We start from the raw sequence: 18,137 nt of genomic DNA, 5'->3' as shown, positions 1-18,137 counted from the left end.
CAGGCCCTCTCGAATCAGCCCTTCTCGCCTCACTCGCGCGGGTGGCGTTCGGGGCACTGGGAAACCACATTCTGACGGTACGTCAGTTCAGCGCACCTGGAGACGGGGGCGCAAGACAGGGGCGTCCAGGGGGCACGCGCGTGATCGGATCGCAACCGGTTTCGGACTTGTCCGTCACCCATCAAGTGACGGCGTGGTTACTCTCCAGAACATGGCCGACTCCAGCACCCCCCGCGCGAGCAGCACCAAGCACCCCGCGCCAAGCCGCCCGGCCGAGGACCATCCGGTCTACGTCATCGGCGGCGGCCCCGGCGGGCTCTCCGTGGCGGCCGCCCTGCGCGCACGCGGCGTACGCGCGGTCGTCCTGGAGAAGTCCGACCGCGTCGGCGCCTCCTGGCGCGCGCACTACGACCGCCTCCACCTGCACACCACGCGCCGCCTCTCCGCCCTGCCGGGCCTCAAGATGCCGCGCTCGTTCGGGCGGTGGGTGTCGCGGGACGACGTACTGCGCTACCTGGACAAGTACGCGGAGTACCACGAGCTGGAGGTCGTGACCGGCGTGGAGGTGTCGCGCCTGGAGCGAACAGCCGACGGCGCCGGCTGGCTGCTGCACGCCACCGGCGGGCGCGAGCTGACCGGCAGCGCGGTGGTCGTGGCCACCGGCTACAACCACACCCCGCACCTGCCGGACTGGCCAGGGCGCGACACGTACACCGGCGATCTGCTGCACGCGAGCGCGTACCGCAACCCCGCCCCGTACGCGGGGCAGGACGTGCTGGTCGTCGGCGTCGGCAACACGGGCGCGGAGATCGCCGTCGACCTGATCGACGGCGGCGCGGCGCGGGTGCGGCTCGCGGTGCGCACGCCCCCGCACATCGTGCGCCGGTCCACGGCCGGGTGGCCCGCACAGCGCTCCGGGATCCTGTGCCGCAGGCTGCCGGTGCCGGTGGTCGACCGGCTCGGGCGGGCGATCGCCAAGGTGAGCGTGCCCGACCTGGCCGCGCAGGGGCTGCCGCGCCCGGAGACCGGGCTGTACTCGCGCGTCCACGAAGGCGCCATCCCCGTGCAGGACGTCGGCCTCATCGACGCCGTGCGCAAGGGGCGGGTCGAGCCCGTGGCGGCCGTCGAGTCCTTCGAGGCGGACAAGGTGGTCCTCGCGGACGGCACCCGCGTCGGCCCGGACACCGTCATCGCCGCCACCGGCTACCGCCGCGCGCTGGAGCCGCTCCTCGGCCACCTCGACGTGCTCGACGGCAGCGGCCGCCCGCACGCGCACGGCCCGCGCACGGCACCGGGCGTCCCCGACCTGTACTTCACCGGATTCACCAACCCCATCAGCGGGATGCTGCGCGAACTGGCCCGGGACGCGGGGCGGATCGCGGCGGCGGTGGCGAAGGCGAAGGCACGGAGCCGAGCGGCTTCGTAACTAACCGGCCAGTTCGCCGACGCACCCTTGGCAGGGGCCCGCTTCTGCGGTTCCGTGGTGTTACCGGGTGTACGCACCTGTCACACGCACCACAGGCAGCTCCCTTGTGCACGGTACGGCCGCCTCCCCGCGCCGTCGTAGAAAACGCGCAGCCCCATTCCTGACACAGCGTCAGTTCAGTAACCTGACTATGCGTCAGTTATGTTGCTGTCACACAGGAGCGGGCGGACCGATGCTTGGATCGACACACGGCACCTTCACCTCCGACCCCCGCCGCGCCCGCGCGGTGGCCTGCGGCAACGTCCCCGCCGCCACCGTCCACGGACGCCCCGCGGGCGCCGGTGACCTGGACGTCGGCGGGCGGCCGCTGTACGCCGGCGTACCCGACCTCGACCGGTTCTTCCGCCCCGAGTCCGTCGCCGTCATCGGCGCCTCGGACGCGGAGGGGCGGCCCAACACCGGCATCACGCGCCAGCTCGTGGCCTGGGCGGAGCGGGTCGGCGCCCGGCTGCACCCCGTGCACCCGACCCGCGCCACGGTCTTCGACAGGCCCTGCTTCCCGTCGGTCGCGGACCTGCCCGAGCAGGTGGACCTCGCGGTGCTGCTGGTCAGCGATCCGCTCCCCCTCATAGAGGAACTCTCCGAGGCGAAGGTGAAGTTCGCGGTCGCGTTCGCCTCCGGGTTCGCCGAGACGGGCGAGGCGGGCGCGGTCGCGCAGGAGCGGCTCGCCGCCGCCGTCGCCCGCTCGGGCATGCGGCTGCTCGGCCCGAACACCAACCTCAACGCCTTCGAGGAGTTCCGCGACGACCTCGAAGGCCCCGCCATCGCCCTCATCACCCAGTCGGGACACCAGGGCCGCCCCGTCTTCACGCTCCAGGAACTCGGCGTACGCCTCTCGCACTGGGCGCCCACCGGCAACGAGGCGGACCTGGAGACCGCCGACTTCATCTCGTACTTCGCCGAGCGCCCCGACGTCGGTGCCATCGCCTGTTACGTGGAGGGCCTCAAGGACGGCCGCGCCTTCCTGCTCGCCGCGGACCGGGCGGCGCGGCGCGGGGTGCCCGTGGTCGCGGTGAAGGTCGGCCGCACCGAGACCGGGGCGCGTACGGCCGCCTCCCACACCGGCAAGCTGACCGGGGCGGACGCGGTCGTGGACGCGGCGATGCGGCAGTACGGCGTGATCCGCGTCGACGGCCTCGACGAACTCCAGGACACCGCGGCTCTGTTGGCGCGGGCCCGGCCGCCCCAGGCCGACGGCGTGGTCGTGTACTCCATCTCCGGCGGCACCGGCGCGCACTTCGCCGACCTCGCCGCCGAGGCGGGGCTGCGCCTGCCGACGCTCTCCGACGCCAAGCAGGCCGAGCTGCACGACTGGATCCCGCACTACCTGAACGTCGCCAACCCCGTCGACAACGGCGGCCACCCGGTCGGCGACTGGCGCGGCCGCAAGATCATCGACGCGATCCTGGCCGACCCGGACGTCGGCGTCCTCATCTGCCCCATCACCGGCCCCTTCCCGCCCATGAGCGACAAGCTCGCGCAGGACCTCGTGGACGCCGCCGAACAGACGGACAAGCTGGTGTGCGTGGTGTGGGGGTCGCCGGTGGGCACGGAGGCGGCGTACCGCTCGACGCTCCTCGGTTCTTCCCGTGTCGCCACTTTCCGTACGTTCGCCAACTGCATCGGAGCCGTACGCGCGTACGTCGATCATCACCGTTTCACCTCCTCCTACCGCTCTCCCTTCGACGAGGCGCCGCGTACCGTCTCGCCGTCCTACCGCAAGGCGCAGGCGCTGCTTCGTCCCGGGCAGCGGCTGAGCGAGCACGCGGCGAAGCAGTTGCTGCGGGCGTACGGGATCCGCGTGCCGCGGGAGCAGTTGGTGACGAGCGCGGCTGCGGCCGTGCGGGCGGCGGGGCTCGTCGGGTACCCCGTGGTGATGAAGGCGTCGGGGGCGCGCATCGCCCACAAGACCGAGCTGGGCCTGGTGAAGGTCGGTCTCACCTCCGCCAGCCAGGTGCGGGACGCCTACCGGGACCTCACCGACATCGCCCGCTACGAAGACGTCGAACTCGACGGGGTCTTGGTCTGCCAGATGGTCGAGCGGGGCGTCGAAATGGTCGTCGGGGTCGCCCCCGACCCCCTCTTCGGGCCGACCGTGACCGTCGGGCTCGGCGGCGTCCTGGTCGAAGTCCTGCGGGATGTGGCTGTGCGGGTGCCGCCGTTCGGGGAGGACGAAGTGCGGGGCATGCTGGGGGGGTTGCGGGGGCGTGCCTTGCTGGACGGGGTGCGTGGCGCCCCGCCGGCCGACCTGGACGCCCTCGTCGAGGTCGTCCTGCGCGTCCAGCGCATGTCCCTCGAGCTGGGGGATTCCCTGGCCGAGCTGGACATCAACCCCCTGGTGGTGCTGCCCCGGGGGCAGGGGGCGGTGGCCCTCGACGCGCTGGCCATCTGCCACTGACGGTGTCACCCCCAAGGGGGCTCCGCCCCCTGAACCCCCGATCGCCGCTCCGCGGCTCGTCCTCAAACGCCGGACGGGCTTTCCCCCACCCACCCACCGAAACGGACCCCCCAATGCCCCCCATCCTCCACACCCACCGCGACAACATCTCCTGGATCACCCTCAACCGCCCCGAAGTCATGAACGCCCTCACAGCCGAGCAGCGCGACCACCTCATCGCCCTGCTGGAGGCAGCGACGACCGACCCGGCCACAAGGGCGGTCGTCCTGACCGCCACAGGCAAGGGCTTCTGCGCCGGAGCAGACCTCCGCTCCCCCACCACAGCCCCACCCCAGGCCGACAGAATCCCCGGAGACATCACCCGCACGATCAAACACGGCGCCCAACGCCTCATCACCGCGGTCCTGGACTGCGAAAAACCCGTACTGGCAGCCGTGAACGGCACGGCAGCAGGCATAGGCGCCCACCTGGCCCTCGCCTGCGACCTGGTACTCGCCGCCGAATCGGCAAGATTCATCGAGGTGTTCGCCCGCAGGGGCCTCGTCCCCGACGGCGCCGGCGCCTACCTCCTCCCCCGCCTCATAGGCCCCCACCGCACCAAGGAACTGATGTTCTTCGGCGACGCCATCGACGCGGCGGACGCCGAACGCCTCGGCCTCGTCAACCGCGTAGTCCCGGACGCGGACCTGGAGAAAACGGCCCAGTCCTGGGCGGACCGCCTGGCCGCGGCCCCCACCCGCGCCCTCGCCCTGACCAAGCAACTGGTCAACGCCTCCCTGGAGTCGGACCGCGCCACCGCCCTGGCGGCAGAGGCCGCCGCGCAGGAGATCAACATGACGACGGCGGACGCGCAGGAGGGCGTGGCGGCGTTCGTGGAACGCAGGCAGCCCACGTACCGGGGCAAGTAGCCCCCGCGACCCTCCACCCCCCAGCCCTTCCGATCTGACGAACCGTCAGGTTCAATGGAGGGCATGATGGGACACGCAGGCATGGCGGCCACCGTCGTCCGGTACCTCAGGTCGGTCGGGGCTCCCACGACGGCCGACCACCCGGTCGAGGCGGCACTGCCGCGCCCCCACCTGCGCGCCGTCCGCGAGGACGAGCGCGCACCGGTGGACGCGGCCGAATTCCGCCGCGTACTGGGAAACTTCGCGACGGGAGTGACGGTGGTGACGGCCCCCGCCGCCCACGGAGGAGCCGTCCACGGACGAGCCACCCCCGAGGCAACCGGCCCCGCCGGACCCGCCGGCTTCGCCTGCCAGTCCTTCGCGTCCCTCTCCCTCGACCCGCCCCTCGTCTCCTTCATGGTCGCCCGTACGTCGACGACCTGGCCCCGCATCGCCCGCGCGGGCGTCTTCTGCGTGAACGTCCTGGGCGCGGACCAGGGCGCCCTGTGCCGCGCGTTCGCGGTGAGCGGGGCGGACAAGTTCGCGGGGGTGGAGTACGACGCGGCGCCCGTCACGGGCTCGCCCCGGCTCGCGGGCGCCCCCGCGTGGATCGACTGCGCCGTGCACGCCGTGCACACGGGCGGCGACCACCTGATCGTCGTGGGCCGCGTGGCGGCACTGGGCACCACCGACGAGGCAACAGCGCCACTCCTCTTCCACCAGGGCAAGTTCGGCGACTTCACACCACACGGATCCCGCTGAAGCGAAGGCCGGAGAACCTCAGGCCAACAACTCCGCATCCCGAGCGTTCCGTCGAATCACCAACGCCATCAGCGCCGCCGCCGCGCACAGCGCCCCCGACGCGTACCAGACCACGTCGTACGTACCGAACACATCCCGCGCCACCCCGCCGAGGAAGGCGACGACGGCCGCGCCGACCTGGTGCGAGGCCAGGACCCAGCCGAAGACGATGGCGCTGTCGGCGCCGTAGTGCTCGCGGCACAGCGCGAGGGTCGGCGGCACCGTGGCGACCCAGTCCAGGCCGTAGAAGACGATGAAGAAGATCATCGGCGGGTGCACGGTCGGCGCGAGCAGCATCGGCAGGAAGAGCAGGGAGATGCCGCGCAGGGCGTAGTAGACGGCGAGCAGGCGGCGTGCGTCGAAGCGGTCGGTCAGCCAGCCGGAGGCGATCGTGCCGATGATGTCGAAGACGCCGATCACGGCGAGCAGCGAGGCCGCGGCGGTGATCTGCATGCCGTGGTCGTGCGCGGACGGCACGAAGTGGGTGCGGATCAGGCCGTTCGTGGACGCGCCGCAGATCGCGAACGAGCCCGCGAGCAGCCAGAACGGCCCCGTCTTCGCCGCGTCGAAGAGCACGCGTACGGTCCGCTTCGCGGCGCCGCGCGTCGGCTCCGGCTTGGGCGTGAACTCCCCTCCGTACGGGGCGAGTCCGACGTCCGCCGGATGGTCGCGCAGGAGCAGCCACACGAACGGGACGACGGCGAGGGCGGCGAGCGCGACCGTCACGACGGCGGGCTCCCAGCCGTGCTCGTCCACGATCCACGCGCACAGCGGCAGGAAGACGAGCTGCCCGGAGGCGCCCGCCGCCGTGAGGATGCCGGTGACCAGGCCGCGCCGCTCCACGAACCAGCGGTTGGTGACGGTCGCCGAGAAGGACATGGCCATCGAGCCGGTGCCGAGGCCCACGAGCAGGCCCCAGTAGAGCATCAGCTGCCAGCTCGCCGTCATCCAGACGCTGAGCACGGCCCCGGCCGCGATCATGGTGAGGGCGACCGCGACGACCTTGCGCATGCCGAAGCGGTCCATGAGCGCGGCGGCGAACGGTGCGGTGAGCCCGTACAGCGCCATGTTGATGGACACGCCCAGGCCGATCTCGCCGCGCGACCAGCCGAACTCGTCGTTCAGCGGGTCGATGAGCAGGCCCGGCAGCGAGCCGAAGGCGGCGCCGCCGATGATCGTCACGAAGGCGACGGCGGCGACGAGCCAGGCCCGGTGGATCCGGGGCGTCCGCTTCCGCCCGCTCGGGGCCTCAGGGGTCTTGCTCAGCAGATCCGGCCCTGCCATCGGGTCGTCCGGCTGTGTCGTCTGCACGCGCGGGTCGGTTGTCTCGCTCACGTCAACAGCTTCCGTGGCGCCGATCATCACGGACGAGTGGCCCGAAGGACAGCGTTCGCTAGGATCGGGCCATGGCCGACCGTACGCACGACCACACGCGGGCCGGGTTCTCCCGCAAGCACCGCGTCGCCGTCCTCGCTCTGGACGGCGTCATCCCCTTCGAACTCGGCATCCCCCAACGGATCTTCGGGCGCGCCCGCACCACCGCGGGTGAGCTGCTGTACGACGTCGTGACCTGCTCCGCCCGCCCGCCGGGCCCCGTCCGCACGGACGCGGACTTCGCGATCCTCGTCGAGCACGGGCCCGAGGCGCTCGCCACCGCCGACACCCTCATCGTCCCCGCGTCGTACGAACTGGGTCCGGTGTACGAGGAGGGCCGCCTCACCGACGAGCTGGCCGCCGCCCTCGCGCACCTGCGGCCCGGCACCCGCCTGGTGTCCATCTGCACCGGCGGCTACGTCCTCGCGGCGGCCGGATTCCTCGACGGGCGCCCCGCCACCACGCACTGGTCGTCCGCCGAGCACTTCCAGCAGCTCTTCCCGCGGGTGCGGGTCGACGCGGACGTGTTGTTCATCGACGACGGCGACGTGCTGACGTCCGCGGGCGTCGCCGCGGGCCTCGACCTGTGCCTGCATCTCGTACGCCGCGACCACGGCACCGCGGTCGCCAACGAGGTCGCCCGCCGCACCGTCGTACCGCCGCACCGGGACGGCGGGCAGGCCCAGTACATCCAACGCCCCGTGCCCGAGCCGCAGTTGGCGACCACGTCGATGGCGCGGGCGTGGGCGCTCGGGCGGCTGCACGAGCCGATCCAGCTCCGTGACATGGCGGAGCAGGAGGTGATGTCCGTGCGCACGTTCACGCGGCGCTTCCGCGAGGAGGTCGGGGTCAGCCCCGGGCAGTGGCTGACGCGGCAGCGGGTGGAGCGGGCGCGGCATCTCCTGGAGTCGAGCGGCCTGTCGGTCGACCAGGTCGCGCGGGACGCGGGCTTCGGTACGGCGCAGTCGATGCGGCAGCACTTGCAGGCGGCCCTCGGGGTGACGCCGACCACGTACCGGCGGACGTTCCGGGCCACGGAGGGCACCCGATAATGACCACGACGGCGGAGGCACGGGAGGATCTTGATGTACGCGATATCCCTGGGCGACGACGGCGCTGAGCTGCGCCCCCTCGAACCCTGGCAGGCCGACGAGTTCCTGGCCCACATCGACCGCGGACGGGACTTCATCGGGCGGCACAACGGCCTGCCCGACGTCGTCACCGACCTGGCGTCGAGCCGCGCCTACCTCCAGGCGTACGCCGACAAGACCGCCGCCGACACCGGCCGCATCTGCGGCATCCGCCTGCACGGCGAGCTGGTCGGCGCGGTCATCCTGCGCACCATGGACACCAGCCAGCGCACTGCGGAGGCGGGCTGCTGGCTGGAGCCCGCTGCCGCCGGCAAGGGCCTGGTCACGCGGGCCTGCCGGACCCTCATCGACTGGGCCGTCGAGGAACGCGGCATCGTGCGCGTGGACTGGTGGTGCACCTCCGCCAACACCCCCAGCATCGCCGTCGCCCGCCGCCTCGGCATGACCCGCGACGGCGTTCTCCGCGAAAGCTATCTCTACCGGGGGCAGCGGCAAGACGAGGAGATCTGGTCGGTCCTGGCACCTGACTGGCGCGCAGCGAAGAAGGCTGCGTCGGGCCACCTCCCGTAACCAGGGGGCTGCCGCCCCCTGGACCCCCGCTATCGGCGCTCCGCGCCTCGTCCTCAATCGCCGGACGGGCTAAAACCCAGCCCACCGGCACCGCATGGCCCCGCACCGGCGAGGCACGGCTCCACCAGCACAGTTCTAGCCCCTCCGGCGTTTGAGGAGCGGGGTCTGGGGCGGAGCCCCAGTTTCGGGAAGGGGTGGGACTGGGGCGCCCCCGCGAGGCCCCGGCCGCACCTCCGCCAACGCCCCCACCAGCGTCAGCACCAAGGACAGCCCCACCCCGGCCAGGATCGCGGCAGACGGAGTCGTAACGCTGAGGAGCCCACCCGCCAGGGACCCACTCGCCGCGTACCCGGCCCCAATCGCCGCGTACATCACGGAATACCCAGCAGCCAACGCACTCGGCGGCAGCACCTCCCGCAACGTCAGGTTCCTGGTGAGCATCGCGCCCGCCTGGAGGACACCCGCCACGGCAAGCCCCGCCGCGATCCACGCGGCAGTCGGCAGCAGCGCGACAACAGCCAGGCACCCACAGACGGACAGCATCAGCACCAGGCTCTGCGTACGCAACCGCCCCGGCCACGACCGCAGCCCGTACACGAACGACCCGACAGCCGACCCCACCGCCAGCCCGGCGAGCAGCGGCCCCGCCATGCCGACGGATATGGACCGCTGCTCAAGGAGCGCGGGCAGCACCAGCTCGGCGAGGGCAAGGAGCGAGAGGCTGGCCGCGCCGGTCACGTACACGGGCCAGGCGCGGGCCATGATGCGCAGCATCGACTCGCCGTCCCGGTCGGACTCGTCCGCCTGCCAGCCCACGGGCAGCAGCCAGAGCCCGGCCACGGACAGCGCCATCAGGACGGCGGCGAGCAGCAGCGGCAGTCCGGGCGCGACGCCGAGCGCGAGGCCGGTGACGGCGGCCGGTGCGACGGCCCATATGAGGAAGATCAGCACGGATTCGGCGGACATCGCCTGCGGCACGGACTTCTCCGGGACCAGGCTGTTGAGCAGCGCGCGCAGCCCGCCGGGCGCGGCGGCCGGTGCGGCGCCCGCGACGAACGCGAACAGCGCGAGCACCGCCGCGTGCGCGTCCGGCAGCGCGCCGAGCGCGGCGAAGCCCACGGCGCCCACGGCGAGCCCGACCGCGAGCTGCGGCCTGGCCCGCTCGGCCCGCATGCGCATGCCGAGCAGCGGGGCGCCGGCGATCTCACCGACCACGTACACGGCGGCGAGCATCGCGCCCAGCGCGTACCCGCCGTCGCGCTCGCGGACGAGGAACACCACGGCGAGCGGCGCCATGGCCACGGGCATCCGGGCGCCCACGGCCACGACCGCCCAGGCGAGGGTCCGCCGCGATGCGATGTCGCGATAGCTCATGCGTACGAAGGTAAGTCACGCCACTGACAACGCCCCACGCCTTTTCCCCCGCCGGACGCAGCGCCCGCCAGCCGACCCGACCAAGCCCGACCAGCGCGCCCCGGCACAGCCCAGCCCAGCCCACCGCACCGCACCGCACCCTCAGAACACCAACACCCCCCGAGCCACCTTCCCTTCCTCCGCGTCCGCCCGCGCCAGCGCGAACTCCTCCACCGGATACGTCCGCGTCACCAGCTCGTCGAGCAGCAGCCGTCCCGCCAGGTACAGGTCGGCATACAGCGCGAAGTCCCGTTGCGGGCGCGCCGATCCGTACCGGCAGCCGAGGATCGACTTGTCCAGGAACAGCGACGACACCAGGAACGACGCCTCGGCCTTGGCGGGCGGCACGCCGAGCAGGATGGCCTGGCCGTGCCGGTCGAGCACGTCGACGGCCTGGCGGATCAGCTCGACGCGGCCCACGCATTCGAAGGCGTGGTCCGCGCCGGTCGGCAGGATCTCGGCGACGCCGTCCGCCGACGGCAGGAAGTGCGTGGCGCCGAACTGCCGCGCCACCGCCTCCTTCTCGGGGTTGGAGTCGACGGCCACGATGGTGGTGGCGCCCGCGATCCGCGCGCCCTGGAGGACGTTGAGGCCGATGCCGCCGGTCCCGATGACGACGACGGAGTCTCCGTACGCGACCCGCGCGCGGTTGAGCGCGGCGCCGACGCCGGTGACGACCCCGCACCCGATGAGCGCGGCCGACGTCAGCGGGATCTCCTTGGGGATCTTCACGGCCTGCACGGCCTTGACGAGGGTGCGTTCGGCGAACGCGGAGTTCGCGGCGAACTGGTACAGCGGTTTCCCGGCCCGCGCGAACGGCTGTTGCGGCATCCCGATGGCCTTGCGGCACATGGTGGGCCGGCCCCGGTCGCACTGCGCGCAGGCCCCGCAGCTCGCGATGGTGGACAGGGCCACGTGGTCGCCGGGCACGACATGCCCGACGCCCGCGCCGACCGCCTCGACGACGCCCGCGCCCTCGTGGCCGAGCACCACGGGCGGCGGGAACGGGATCGTCCCGTCGATCACCGACAGGTCGCTGTGGCAAAGCCCGGCCGCCGCGACGGCCACGAGGACCTCGCCAGGACCGGGGTCGCGTATCTCCAGGTCGTCGACGACCTCCACCCGCACCCCGTCGAACACCACGCCTCTCATGGCGTACCCCTCACCGGCCCCTTGGCCTCTCTCGGCAGACCGAGCACCCGCTCGGCGATGATGTTCCGCTGGATCTCGTCCGAGCCGCCGTACACGGTGTCGGCGCGCGAGAAGAGGAAGAGCCGCTGCAGCGCGTCGAGTTCGTACGGCGCGTCCGCGCTCCAGTCCGCAGGTCCGACGGCGGCCGCCGTCCCGCGCACGGCCATCGCCAGCTCGCCGAGCCGCTGGTGCCAGCCGCCCCACAGCAGCTTGGCCACGCTGGGCGAGCCGTCATCACCGCCCGAACTACCCAGCGTACGAAGGGCGTTCCAGCGCATGACCCGCAGCTCGGCCCACTGCCGCACAAGGCGGTCCCGCAGCACCGGATCGGCCGCGGCCCCGGCCCGCAGGGCCTCCCGCACAACCCCGTCCAGCTCCTGCGCGAAGCCGATCTGCTGGGCCAGCGTGGACACGCCCCGCTCGAAGCCGAGCAGCCCCATGGCCACACGCCAGCCGTTGCCCTCGCCGCCGACGACGTGCGCGGCACGCGCGCGTGCCCCGTCGAAGAAGACCTCGTTGAACTCGCTCGTGCCGGTCAGCTGCCGGATCGGGCGCACCTCGATCCGCCCCGGCTGGTCCATGGGGACGAGCAGGAACGACAGCCCGTGGTGCCGCCGCGAGCCCGCCTCGGTACGGGCGAGGACGAAGCACCAGTCGGCTTCGTGGGCGAGGGACGTCCAGATCTTCTGCCCGGTGATTCTGTACGTCCCGTCAGCGCCGTCAGCCCTGTCGGCCCCGTCAGCGCCCCGGCCCCCGCCGCCCTCCCGCACGGCCGTCGTCCGTACGCCCGCCAGGTCCGACCCGGCGCCCGGCTCGCTGTACCCCTGGCACCACAGCGCCTCCCCACGCGCGATGGGCGGCAGGAACTCGTCCTTCTGCTCCTGGGTGCCGTACGCGAGGAGGGTGGGCGCCAGCAGATTCTCACCGACGTGACCGCAGCGGGCGGGCGCGCGCACGCGCGCGTACTCCTCGGCCCACACGACCTGCTGGGTCAGCGTGGCCCGCCGCGTGCCGTACACGGACTTCTCGGCGTCCGGGGCGTCGGCACCGCCCGTGGCACCCGCGCCGCCCGTGGCGTCCGCGGCACCCGCCACGCTTTCAGCGCTCTCGGCGTCCCAGCCGAGCCCGATCCACCCGCCCCGCCCCAACTCCCGCTCCCAAGCCCGCCGCACCTCCCCGCGCTCGTGCTCGCTCCCCGGCCCGCCAGCCCCCGCGGCCGCCGCGAACTCCCCCGCCAGATGCTCCTCCAGCCACACCCGCGCCTCCCGCCGGAAGTCCTCGTCGGCGGCCCCGAACCCGAAGTCCACGGCGGGGCCTAGACGTTGGGGCGGGGGGTGGGGGCGGGACGCGTGGCCGCGCCGTCGGGCCGGCCGCCGGGCGCGGGCCGCGCGTCCGGGCCCGCGTTGGGCCGGTCCTTGGCCGCCGCGGCCCGAGCCATCTCCTCCAACCGCGCGAGCAGCGGCATCGGATCCGTGCCCACCGTCCCCGGCAGGAAGTCGGCGATCCTCTCCGGTGTCCAGCCGCCGTCGGCGTACCCCGCGCGCAGTTCCCGCGGCTGCGCCCAGACCGCGATCTTGGGTCCGGCGATCGTGTACACCTGCCCGGTGATCTTCTCCTGCCGGGCCCGGTCGCTGAGCAGGTAGACGACGAGGGCGGCCACGTCCTGCGGCTCGCCGATCTCGGCGAGCTCCATGGGGACGTTGGCGGACATCCGGGTGCGGGCGACGGGTGCGACGGCGTTGGCGGTGACCCCGTACTTGTGCAGGCCGAGCGCGGCGCTGCGGACCAGGGAGATGATTCCGCCCTTGGCGGCGCTGTAGTTGGCCTGGGCGACGGAGCCCTGGTGGTTGCCGCTGGTGAAGCCGATGAGCGTGCCCGTGCCCTGCTTGCGCATGACGGCGGACGCGGCACGGAAGACGGTGAAGGTGCCCTTCAGGTGGGTGGCGACGACGGGGTCCCACTCCTCCTCGGACATGTTGAACAGCATCCGCTCGCGCAGGATCCCGGCGACGCACACGACGCCGTCCACACGCCCGTACTCGGCGAGCGCCACGTCGACGATCCGCTGCCCGCCCGCCATCGTGGAGATGTCGTCGGCGACGGCCACCGCCGCGCCGCCCGCCGCCTCGATCTCCTTGACGACGGCGGCGGCCACCTCGCTCGTGGGCTCGCCGCCCTCGATCGAAACGCCGTAGTCGTTGACGACGACCTTCGCGCCCTCGGCCGCCGCGGCGAGCGCGACCGCCCGGCCGATGCCACGCCCTGCGCCGGTCACGGCGACCACCTTGCCTGCCAAGAAGTTCCCCACGCCGGCCCCTTCCCGCGGATTCTGACGGACCGTTAGATTTTATGACCCGTCAGACACCGGAAGACAAGCCCCGGGGAGCACCCATGTCAGCGCCGACCACTCCGCACGCGCCCGCCATGCCGCCGGAGTTCCTCGACCTCGCCGAGCGCGTGAACAACTGGGGCCGCTGGGGCGCCGACGACGAGATCGGCACCCTGAACCTGATCACCGACGAGGTGGTGCGCGCGGCGGCGGCCACGGTCCGCACGGGCCGCCGCGTCCCGCTCGCGCTGCCGTTGCGCCAGGACGGCGTACAGACGGGCGCGATCCCGGGCCGCGTCAATCCGCTGCACACGATGGTGCAGATCAACCAGCCCCTGGCCGGGCCGGGTTCGGTCGCCACCAGCGACGACGCCGTGACGATGGGGCTGCAGGCGGCCACGCACTGGGACGCCCTGCCGCACGCCTCGCACTCGGGCCGGATCTACAACGGCCGCCCCGCGGACACGATCACGGCCCACGGGGGCGCCGGGTTCAGCTCCATCGCGACGGCGGCGTACGTCGTCTCGCGCGGCGTGCTCCTCGACGTGGCCCGCGCGAAGGGCCTGGAGCGGCTGCCCGTCGCGCACGCGGTGACGCCCGAAGACCTGGACGAGGCCGAGGAGTTCGGGGGTGTCACCGTCGGCGCCGGGGACATCGTTCTCGTACGGACGGGCCAGGTGCGGGTGTATCTGGCGGGCGACAGGAAGGGGTACGGCTTTCCGTCGCCGGGGCTTTCGGTGCGGACGCCGGAGTGGTTCCGCGCGCGGGACGTGGCGGCGGTCGCCAACGACACGCTGACCTTCGAGATCTTCCCGCCGGAGATCGAGAACCTGTGGCTGCCCGTGCACGCCCTGCATCTGGTCGAGATGGGCATGCCGCAGGGCCAGAACTGGGATCTCGAAAAGTTGTCCACAGCCTGTGGAGAGGAACGGCGGTACGGCTTCCTGCTGTCGGCGACACCGGAGCCGTTCGCCGGGGCGACGGGCTCGCCGGTGGCCCCTGTGGCGATCTTCTGAGCGTAGCGATCTTCCGAGCCCGAGCAATCTTCCGCGCCCGAGCGGTCTTCCGCGTCCGAGCGGCCCCCGGCGCCCGAGAAGCCTTCGGTGTCCGAGCGGTCTTGCGAGTTCGGGTGGCGGCGCGTCGGCGCCCGCCCCGAGCGCTGTTCCGCGCGCGCCGCCATCCGGCTCCGGCGTACGGGCCCCGCCCCCCTGCTGCCCTGAAGGGTCACCACGCCGAATCACGATCCGCACCTCGCCAAGGACCGGGCCACAGGCGCCAGCGCCCCTCGGCGTCCCCTCGCGGCGAATCGCTGCCCACCAGCGTGATCAATTGGTCACGGTACGTCAACACCGCGCCGGGGATTTATGGGGTATGCCGCTTTTGATCCGGCCGCGCACGGCCGCGCATCGGGGCACGGGACGGCGCATGCGTCGACACGGCGGGCGGTGCGGGAGCACGGAACGGCGGGGCGGCGCCGTGGGGGTCGGGCGGGGTGCGGGGGCGGTCGGGGGTCACACAGCGGCCGGAGTCGACGGCGGCCGGGGTCAACAGCAGCCGTGCGTCACACGGCTTCGTACGCGACGTCCTCGTGGGTCGTTCCGTCGAAGGTGTGGGCGGCGGTGTCCGCCTCGCAGCGGTCGACCTCGCACCAGATGCTCTTGCCGGCGCCTTCCTGGCGCCAGCCCCAGCGGTCGGCGAGGCCGTCGACGAGTTCGAGGCCGCGGCCGTTGGTGTCGTCGCCCTCCGCGTGCCGGGGCCGGGGCGGGCAGGTGCTGCGGTCGGCGACCTCGACGCGGACGGTGCCGGGTTCGTCGGCGGGGACTCCGGGGAGCAGCATGCGCAGGACCGCCGGACAGCCCGTGTGCACAACGGCGTTGGTGACGAGCTCCGAGATCAGCAGGATCAGCGTCTCGGCCACCGGCTCGTCGGCAGCTATGCCCGACCCGGCGAGCCGTGAGCGCGCCCATCTGCGGGCCCGGCCCACTTCCGCGGGGTCCGGCCCGACTTCCAGCTGAACTTGAAGCACCTGCACCGCTCACACCATCCGAACCGGCGGACACATCGCCTCGTGACTCCGCAGGGTCACAGAACGTGAACCCCTTGAGAGACAGCATGGTTGACGTTCAGTCACCCCAACAAGCGCTTCGGGCATATTCCAGCGCGAAGGAGTACGCGTGCGGCATACTGTGCGACGCGCGCCGCGGGGGGTCGAACAGGCGGGCGCTCGGCCTCGTCCTGCGCGGCGAGAGAAGCGCGTCACCAGGCGCGGAGTTGCCTCGGGGGCAACACCGGCACGGCTCGGCCTCATGACCACTCGCATCCCACACAAGGTACCGGAGCCGGGCGCCGACTCCGCGTCGTGACGAGTCACGCGTAGGACACAACCCGATATCGACGCTCAGTAGCATTTTGGTCGTTCGCGACGAGTTCTGCCGCCTTTACTCACAGACATCGACATCCCCTATTCCCCAAGAGGGACATCGGCGTCCATCACGGCAGGTATCGCCGCCTTTCACGGGAAGCTTTACCGCCTTTTCCGGGACGCACAAGTCGATCACAGCGCCGCGGCCAGTTCCTCCTCCGCCCGCGCCGCCGTACCGCCCAGACGGGCCCGCACCCAGGCCCGCTTCAGGTGCAGATGGACGTCGGACTCCCAGGTGAACCCCATGCCACCGTGCACTTGCAGACAGTCACGGGCGTTGCGTGCGGCGGCGTCGTCGGCGAGCAGCTTGGCCCCGGCGGCTTCGAGGGGGTCCTCGGTGACGGCGGCGGCGTACACCGCCACGCGGGCCAGCTCCGCGCGGACCAGCATGTCGGCGCACAGGTGCTGCACGGCCTGGAAGCGGCCGACGGGCCCGCCGAACTGTTCGCGATCTTGGGCGTATTGGACGGCGGCCTCGCAGGTGCGGGCGGCGGAGCCCAGTTGTTCGGCGGCGAGGAGGAGGACGGCGCGGGGGTCCTGGGCCTCCCCGTCGTCCTGCACACGGTGCAGGGGCGTCAGCGGATCGACGGACCGTACGGCCACCGCCCCCGCCGCGTCCCCCCGCACCGCGTCGGCCTCCTCCAGCCACGGCACGAACGGCCCTCCGACGGCGGTGACGACCGTCGTCCCCTCGGCGGCGCCCGCGACCTCCCCGGCCGCGAGGAACGTCGCCACGGCGGGCCCGGGCAGCAGCACACGGCCCGCCTCCTCGAACGCCAACACGGCCTCGGGCAGGCTCAGTCCGACGCCGCCCGCGTCCTCGGGCAGGCAGAGCGCGAAGAACCCCGCGTCGCCGAGCGCCCGCCACAGCTTCCGGTCGATCCGGGGCTCGTCGACGGCGGCCCGCAGCGCGTCCCGCCCGAACCGCCCTTCGAGTACGTCCCGCAGTCCGCGCCGCAACGCCCGCTGATCTTCACTGAGTTGGAAGTCCACGCGCCGCTCACCGCCCCTTCGGCAGGCCGAGGATGCGCTCGGCGACGATGTTCCGCTGGATCTGCGAGGTCCCGGCGGCGATGGTGTACGACAGCGACGACAGCCGCTCAAGCGTCCAGGGCCGGTCCGCGTCGAGGGCGCCGGGGCCGAGCACCTCGGCCGCCATGTCGTACAGCTCCTGGCGGGCGTGCGAGTAGCGCAGCTTGAAGACGGACCCGCCGGTGCCGGGCACGCCGCCGGTGCGCTGGGCCTCGCTGACGTTCCACTGGGTCAGCCGCCACAGGGCGGCGAACTCCGCGCTGAGGCGCCCGAGCCCGCGCCGCAGCACCGCGTCGTCCCAGCGCCCGTTCGCGCGCGCCTCGCGGGCCAGCTCGCCGAGCAGCCGACGGCAGGCCACCACCTCCCCCACGAAGGCCGTGCCCCGCTCGAAGGACAGCGTCACCATGGTCACGCGCCAGCCGTCGTTCTCGGCGCCGACGCGGTTGCCGACGGGCACCCGTACGTCGTCGAGGAACACCTCGGCGAACTCCGCCGACCCCGCGAGCGTCCGCAATGGCCGCACCGTGATCCCGGCGGCGTCCATGGGCATCGCGAGCCAGGTGATGCCCCGGTGCTTGGGCACCTCATCGCTCACCGGCGTGGTGCGTACGAGGAGTTCGCACCAGTCGGCGACCTCCGCGTGGGAGGTCCAGATCTTCGAACCGCTCACTACGTAGTCGTCGCCGTCCCTCCACGCGCGCGTGCGCAACGACGCGAGGTCGGACCCCGCGTCCGGTTCGCTGAAGCCCTGGCACCACACCTCGTCGCCGCGCAGCACGGGCGGCAGCCAGCGCTCGCGCTGCTCGGGGGTGCCTTCGGAGGCGATGGTGGGGCCCGCGTGCAGCAGGCCGACGAAATTGGCCCCTACGTAGGGCGCGCCGGCCTTCTCCGTCTCCTCCAGGAAGATGAGCCGCCGCGTCGGGGACGCGTCCCAGTGCACCTCGCCGTACCCCGCGTCGTGGAGCGTCCGCTGCCAGGCGGTGTCGTACGCCCGCCGCCCCGGCCAGTCGTCGGGCGAGGGCTTGGCCGGCAGCTTCGGCAGCACGTCCGCGAGCCAGGCCCGCAGGCCCTCCCGGAACGCTTCCTCCTCCTCGGTGTACGTCAGGTCCATCAAGGTCCCCTCGCTCGGCAGTTCTTGACAGT

The 18,137-nt window shown here is 72.7% G+C and carries 15 protein-coding genes; 7 read left to right on the top strand and 8 right to left on the bottom strand.

Going from position 1 to position 18,137, the window contains the following annotated elements; all coding sequences use genetic code 11:
• Nucleotides 1-211 precede the first annotated feature (211 nt).
• The 4 genes from IEY91_RS19810 to IEY91_RS19795 all read left to right on the top strand — a co-directional run bounded on the left by IEY91_RS19810 (nt 212) and on the right by IEY91_RS19795 (nt 5,533).
• Nucleotides 212-1,426: a flavin-containing monooxygenase gene (locus tag IEY91_RS19810; protein ID WP_189175012.1), complete on the top strand. Its 1,215-nt coding sequence runs from the start codon at nt 212-214 to the stop codon at nt 1,424-1,426.
• A 232-nt stretch (nt 1,427-1,658) separates the two neighbouring features.
• Entirely contained in the window at nt 1,659-3,884 is a 2,226-nt protein-coding gene (locus IEY91_RS19805; RefSeq protein WP_189175011.1) for an acetate--CoA ligase family protein, read from the top strand.
• Nucleotides 3,885-3,997: 113 nt separating this feature from the next.
• A complete protein-coding gene (locus tag IEY91_RS19800) occupies nt 3,998-4,792 on the top strand; it encodes an enoyl-CoA hydratase/isomerase family protein (protein WP_189175010.1) in 795 nt (264 codons plus the stop codon).
• 54 nt (nt 4,793-4,846) lie between these two features.
• On the top strand, nt 4,847-5,533 hold the full coding sequence (locus tag IEY91_RS19795; RefSeq protein ID WP_189175009.1) for a flavin reductase family protein: 687 nt from the start codon (nt 4,847-4,849) through the stop codon (nt 5,531-5,533).
• An 18-nt stretch (nt 5,534-5,551) separates the two neighbouring features.
• Here the strand turns inward: IEY91_RS19795 and IEY91_RS19790 are convergent, their stop codons facing one another.
• Nucleotides 5,552-6,856: an MFS transporter gene (locus tag IEY91_RS19790; RefSeq protein WP_229697109.1), complete on the bottom strand. Its 1,305-nt coding sequence runs from the start codon at nt 6,854-6,856 to the stop codon at nt 5,552-5,554.
• 122 nt (nt 6,857-6,978) lie between these two features.
• Between IEY91_RS19790 and IEY91_RS19785 the strand changes: the two genes are divergently transcribed.
• Nucleotides 6,979-7,998 (top strand): GlxA family transcriptional regulator, encoded by a 1,020-nt coding sequence (locus IEY91_RS19785; RefSeq protein ID WP_189175007.1) that lies wholly within the window; start codon nt 6,979-6,981, stop codon nt 7,996-7,998.
• A gap of 33 nt (nt 7,999-8,031) precedes the next feature.
• Nucleotides 8,032-8,607 carry a GNAT family N-acetyltransferase gene (locus IEY91_RS19780; protein ID WP_189175006.1) on the top strand — a complete coding sequence of 192 codons (576 nt, stop codon included), beginning with the start codon at nt 8,032-8,034 and terminating at the stop codon, nt 8,605-8,607.
• A 135-nt stretch (nt 8,608-8,742) separates the two neighbouring features.
• Here the strand turns inward: IEY91_RS19780 and IEY91_RS19775 are convergent, their stop codons facing one another.
• The 4 genes from IEY91_RS19775 to IEY91_RS19760 all read right to left on the bottom strand — a co-directional run bounded on the left by IEY91_RS19775 (nt 8,743) and on the right by IEY91_RS19760 (nt 13,519).
• Complete coding sequence (locus IEY91_RS19775; protein ID WP_229697089.1) at nt 8,743-9,981, bottom strand: MFS transporter; 1,239 nt, start codon at nt 9,979-9,981, stop codon at nt 8,743-8,745.
• Nucleotides 9,982-10,122: 141 nt separating this feature from the next.
• Nucleotides 10,123-11,172 (bottom strand): Zn-dependent alcohol dehydrogenase, encoded by a 1,050-nt coding sequence (locus tag IEY91_RS19770; RefSeq protein WP_164323810.1) that lies wholly within the window; start codon nt 11,170-11,172, stop codon nt 10,123-10,125.
• Nucleotides 11,169-12,518, bottom strand: a complete 1,350-nt coding sequence (locus IEY91_RS19765) for an acyl-CoA dehydrogenase family protein (protein WP_189175005.1) — start codon at nt 12,516-12,518, stop codon at nt 11,169-11,171. The genes IEY91_RS19770 and IEY91_RS19765 overlap by 4 nt, the downstream gene beginning before the upstream one ends.
• A gap of 8 nt (nt 12,519-12,526) precedes the next feature.
• Nucleotides 12,527-13,519: an SDR family NAD(P)-dependent oxidoreductase gene (locus tag IEY91_RS19760; protein WP_229697088.1), complete on the bottom strand. Its 993-nt coding sequence runs from the start codon at nt 13,517-13,519 to the stop codon at nt 12,527-12,529.
• An 83-nt stretch (nt 13,520-13,602) separates the two neighbouring features.
• Between IEY91_RS19760 and IEY91_RS19755 the strand changes: the two genes are divergently transcribed.
• The gene (locus tag IEY91_RS19755; protein WP_189175004.1) at nt 13,603-14,556 is read left to right on the top strand and encodes a cyclase family protein; all 954 of its coding nucleotides are present in this window, start codon (nt 13,603-13,605) and stop codon (nt 14,554-14,556) included.
• A gap of 545 nt (nt 14,557-15,101) precedes the next feature.
• Here the strand turns inward: IEY91_RS19755 and IEY91_RS19750 are convergent.
• The 3 genes from IEY91_RS19750 to IEY91_RS19740 form a co-directional block, all read right to left on the bottom strand.
• A complete protein-coding gene (locus IEY91_RS19750; protein ID WP_164323804.1) occupies nt 15,102-15,572 on the bottom strand; it encodes an ATP-binding protein in 471 nt (156 codons plus the stop codon).
• A gap of 522 nt (nt 15,573-16,094) precedes the next feature.
• Nucleotides 16,095-16,955 carry an acyl-CoA dehydrogenase family protein gene (locus IEY91_RS19745; protein ID WP_189175003.1) on the bottom strand — a complete coding sequence of 287 codons (861 nt, stop codon included), beginning with the start codon at nt 16,953-16,955 and terminating at the stop codon, nt 16,095-16,097.
• 7 nt (nt 16,956-16,962) lie between these two features.
• Complete coding sequence (locus tag IEY91_RS19740; protein WP_189175002.1) at nt 16,963-18,105, bottom strand: acyl-CoA dehydrogenase family protein; 1,143 nt, start codon at nt 18,103-18,105, stop codon at nt 16,963-16,965.
• Nucleotides 18,106-18,137 lie beyond the last annotated feature (32 nt).

The sequence above is a fragment of the Streptomyces lasiicapitis genome, assembly GCF_014646335.1.
GTDB lineage: Bacteria > Actinomycetota > Actinomycetes > Streptomycetales > Streptomycetaceae > Streptomyces > Streptomyces lasiicapitis.
Note: the sequence above shows the minus strand (reverse complement) of the source record. Positions and strands in the feature narration are given on the sequence as shown.

Bases quoted from the DNA above. Each gene is read 5' to 3' on its own strand.
- IEY91_RS19775 (WP_229697089.1), bottom strand. From the start codon at position 9,981: ATGAGCTATCGCGACATCGCATCGCGGCGGACCCTCGCCTGGGCGGTC.
- IEY91_RS19780 (WP_189175006.1), top strand. From the start codon at position 8,032: ATGTACGCGATATCCCTGGGCGACGACGGCGCTGAGCTGCGCCCCCTC.
- IEY91_RS19800 (WP_189175010.1), top strand. From the start codon at position 3,998: ATGCCCCCCATCCTCCACACCCACCGCGACAACATCTCCTGGATCACC.
- IEY91_RS19805 (WP_189175011.1), top strand. From the start codon at position 1,659: ATGCTTGGATCGACACACGGCACCTTCACCTCCGACCCCCGCCGCGCC.
- IEY91_RS19740 (WP_189175002.1), bottom strand. From the start codon at position 18,105: ATGGACCTGACGTACACCGAGGAGGAGGAAGCGTTCCGGGAGGGCCTG.
- IEY91_RS19785 (WP_189175007.1), top strand. From the start codon at position 6,979: ATGGCCGACCGTACGCACGACCACACGCGGGCCGGGTTCTCCCGCAAG.
- IEY91_RS19770 (WP_164323810.1), bottom strand. From the start codon at position 11,172: ATGAGAGGCGTGGTGTTCGACGGGGTGCGGGTGGAGGTCGTCGACGAC.
- IEY91_RS19810 (WP_189175012.1), top strand. From the start codon at position 212: ATGGCCGACTCCAGCACCCCCCGCGCGAGCAGCACCAAGCACCCCGCG.
- IEY91_RS19790 (WP_229697109.1), bottom strand. From the start codon at position 6,856: ATGGCAGGGCCGGATCTGCTGAGCAAGACCCCTGAGGCCCCGAGCGGG.
- IEY91_RS19755 (WP_189175004.1), top strand. From the start codon at position 13,603: ATGTCAGCGCCGACCACTCCGCACGCGCCCGCCATGCCGCCGGAGTTC.
- IEY91_RS19795 (WP_189175009.1), top strand. From the start codon at position 4,847: ATGGAGGGCATGATGGGACACGCAGGCATGGCGGCCACCGTCGTCCGG.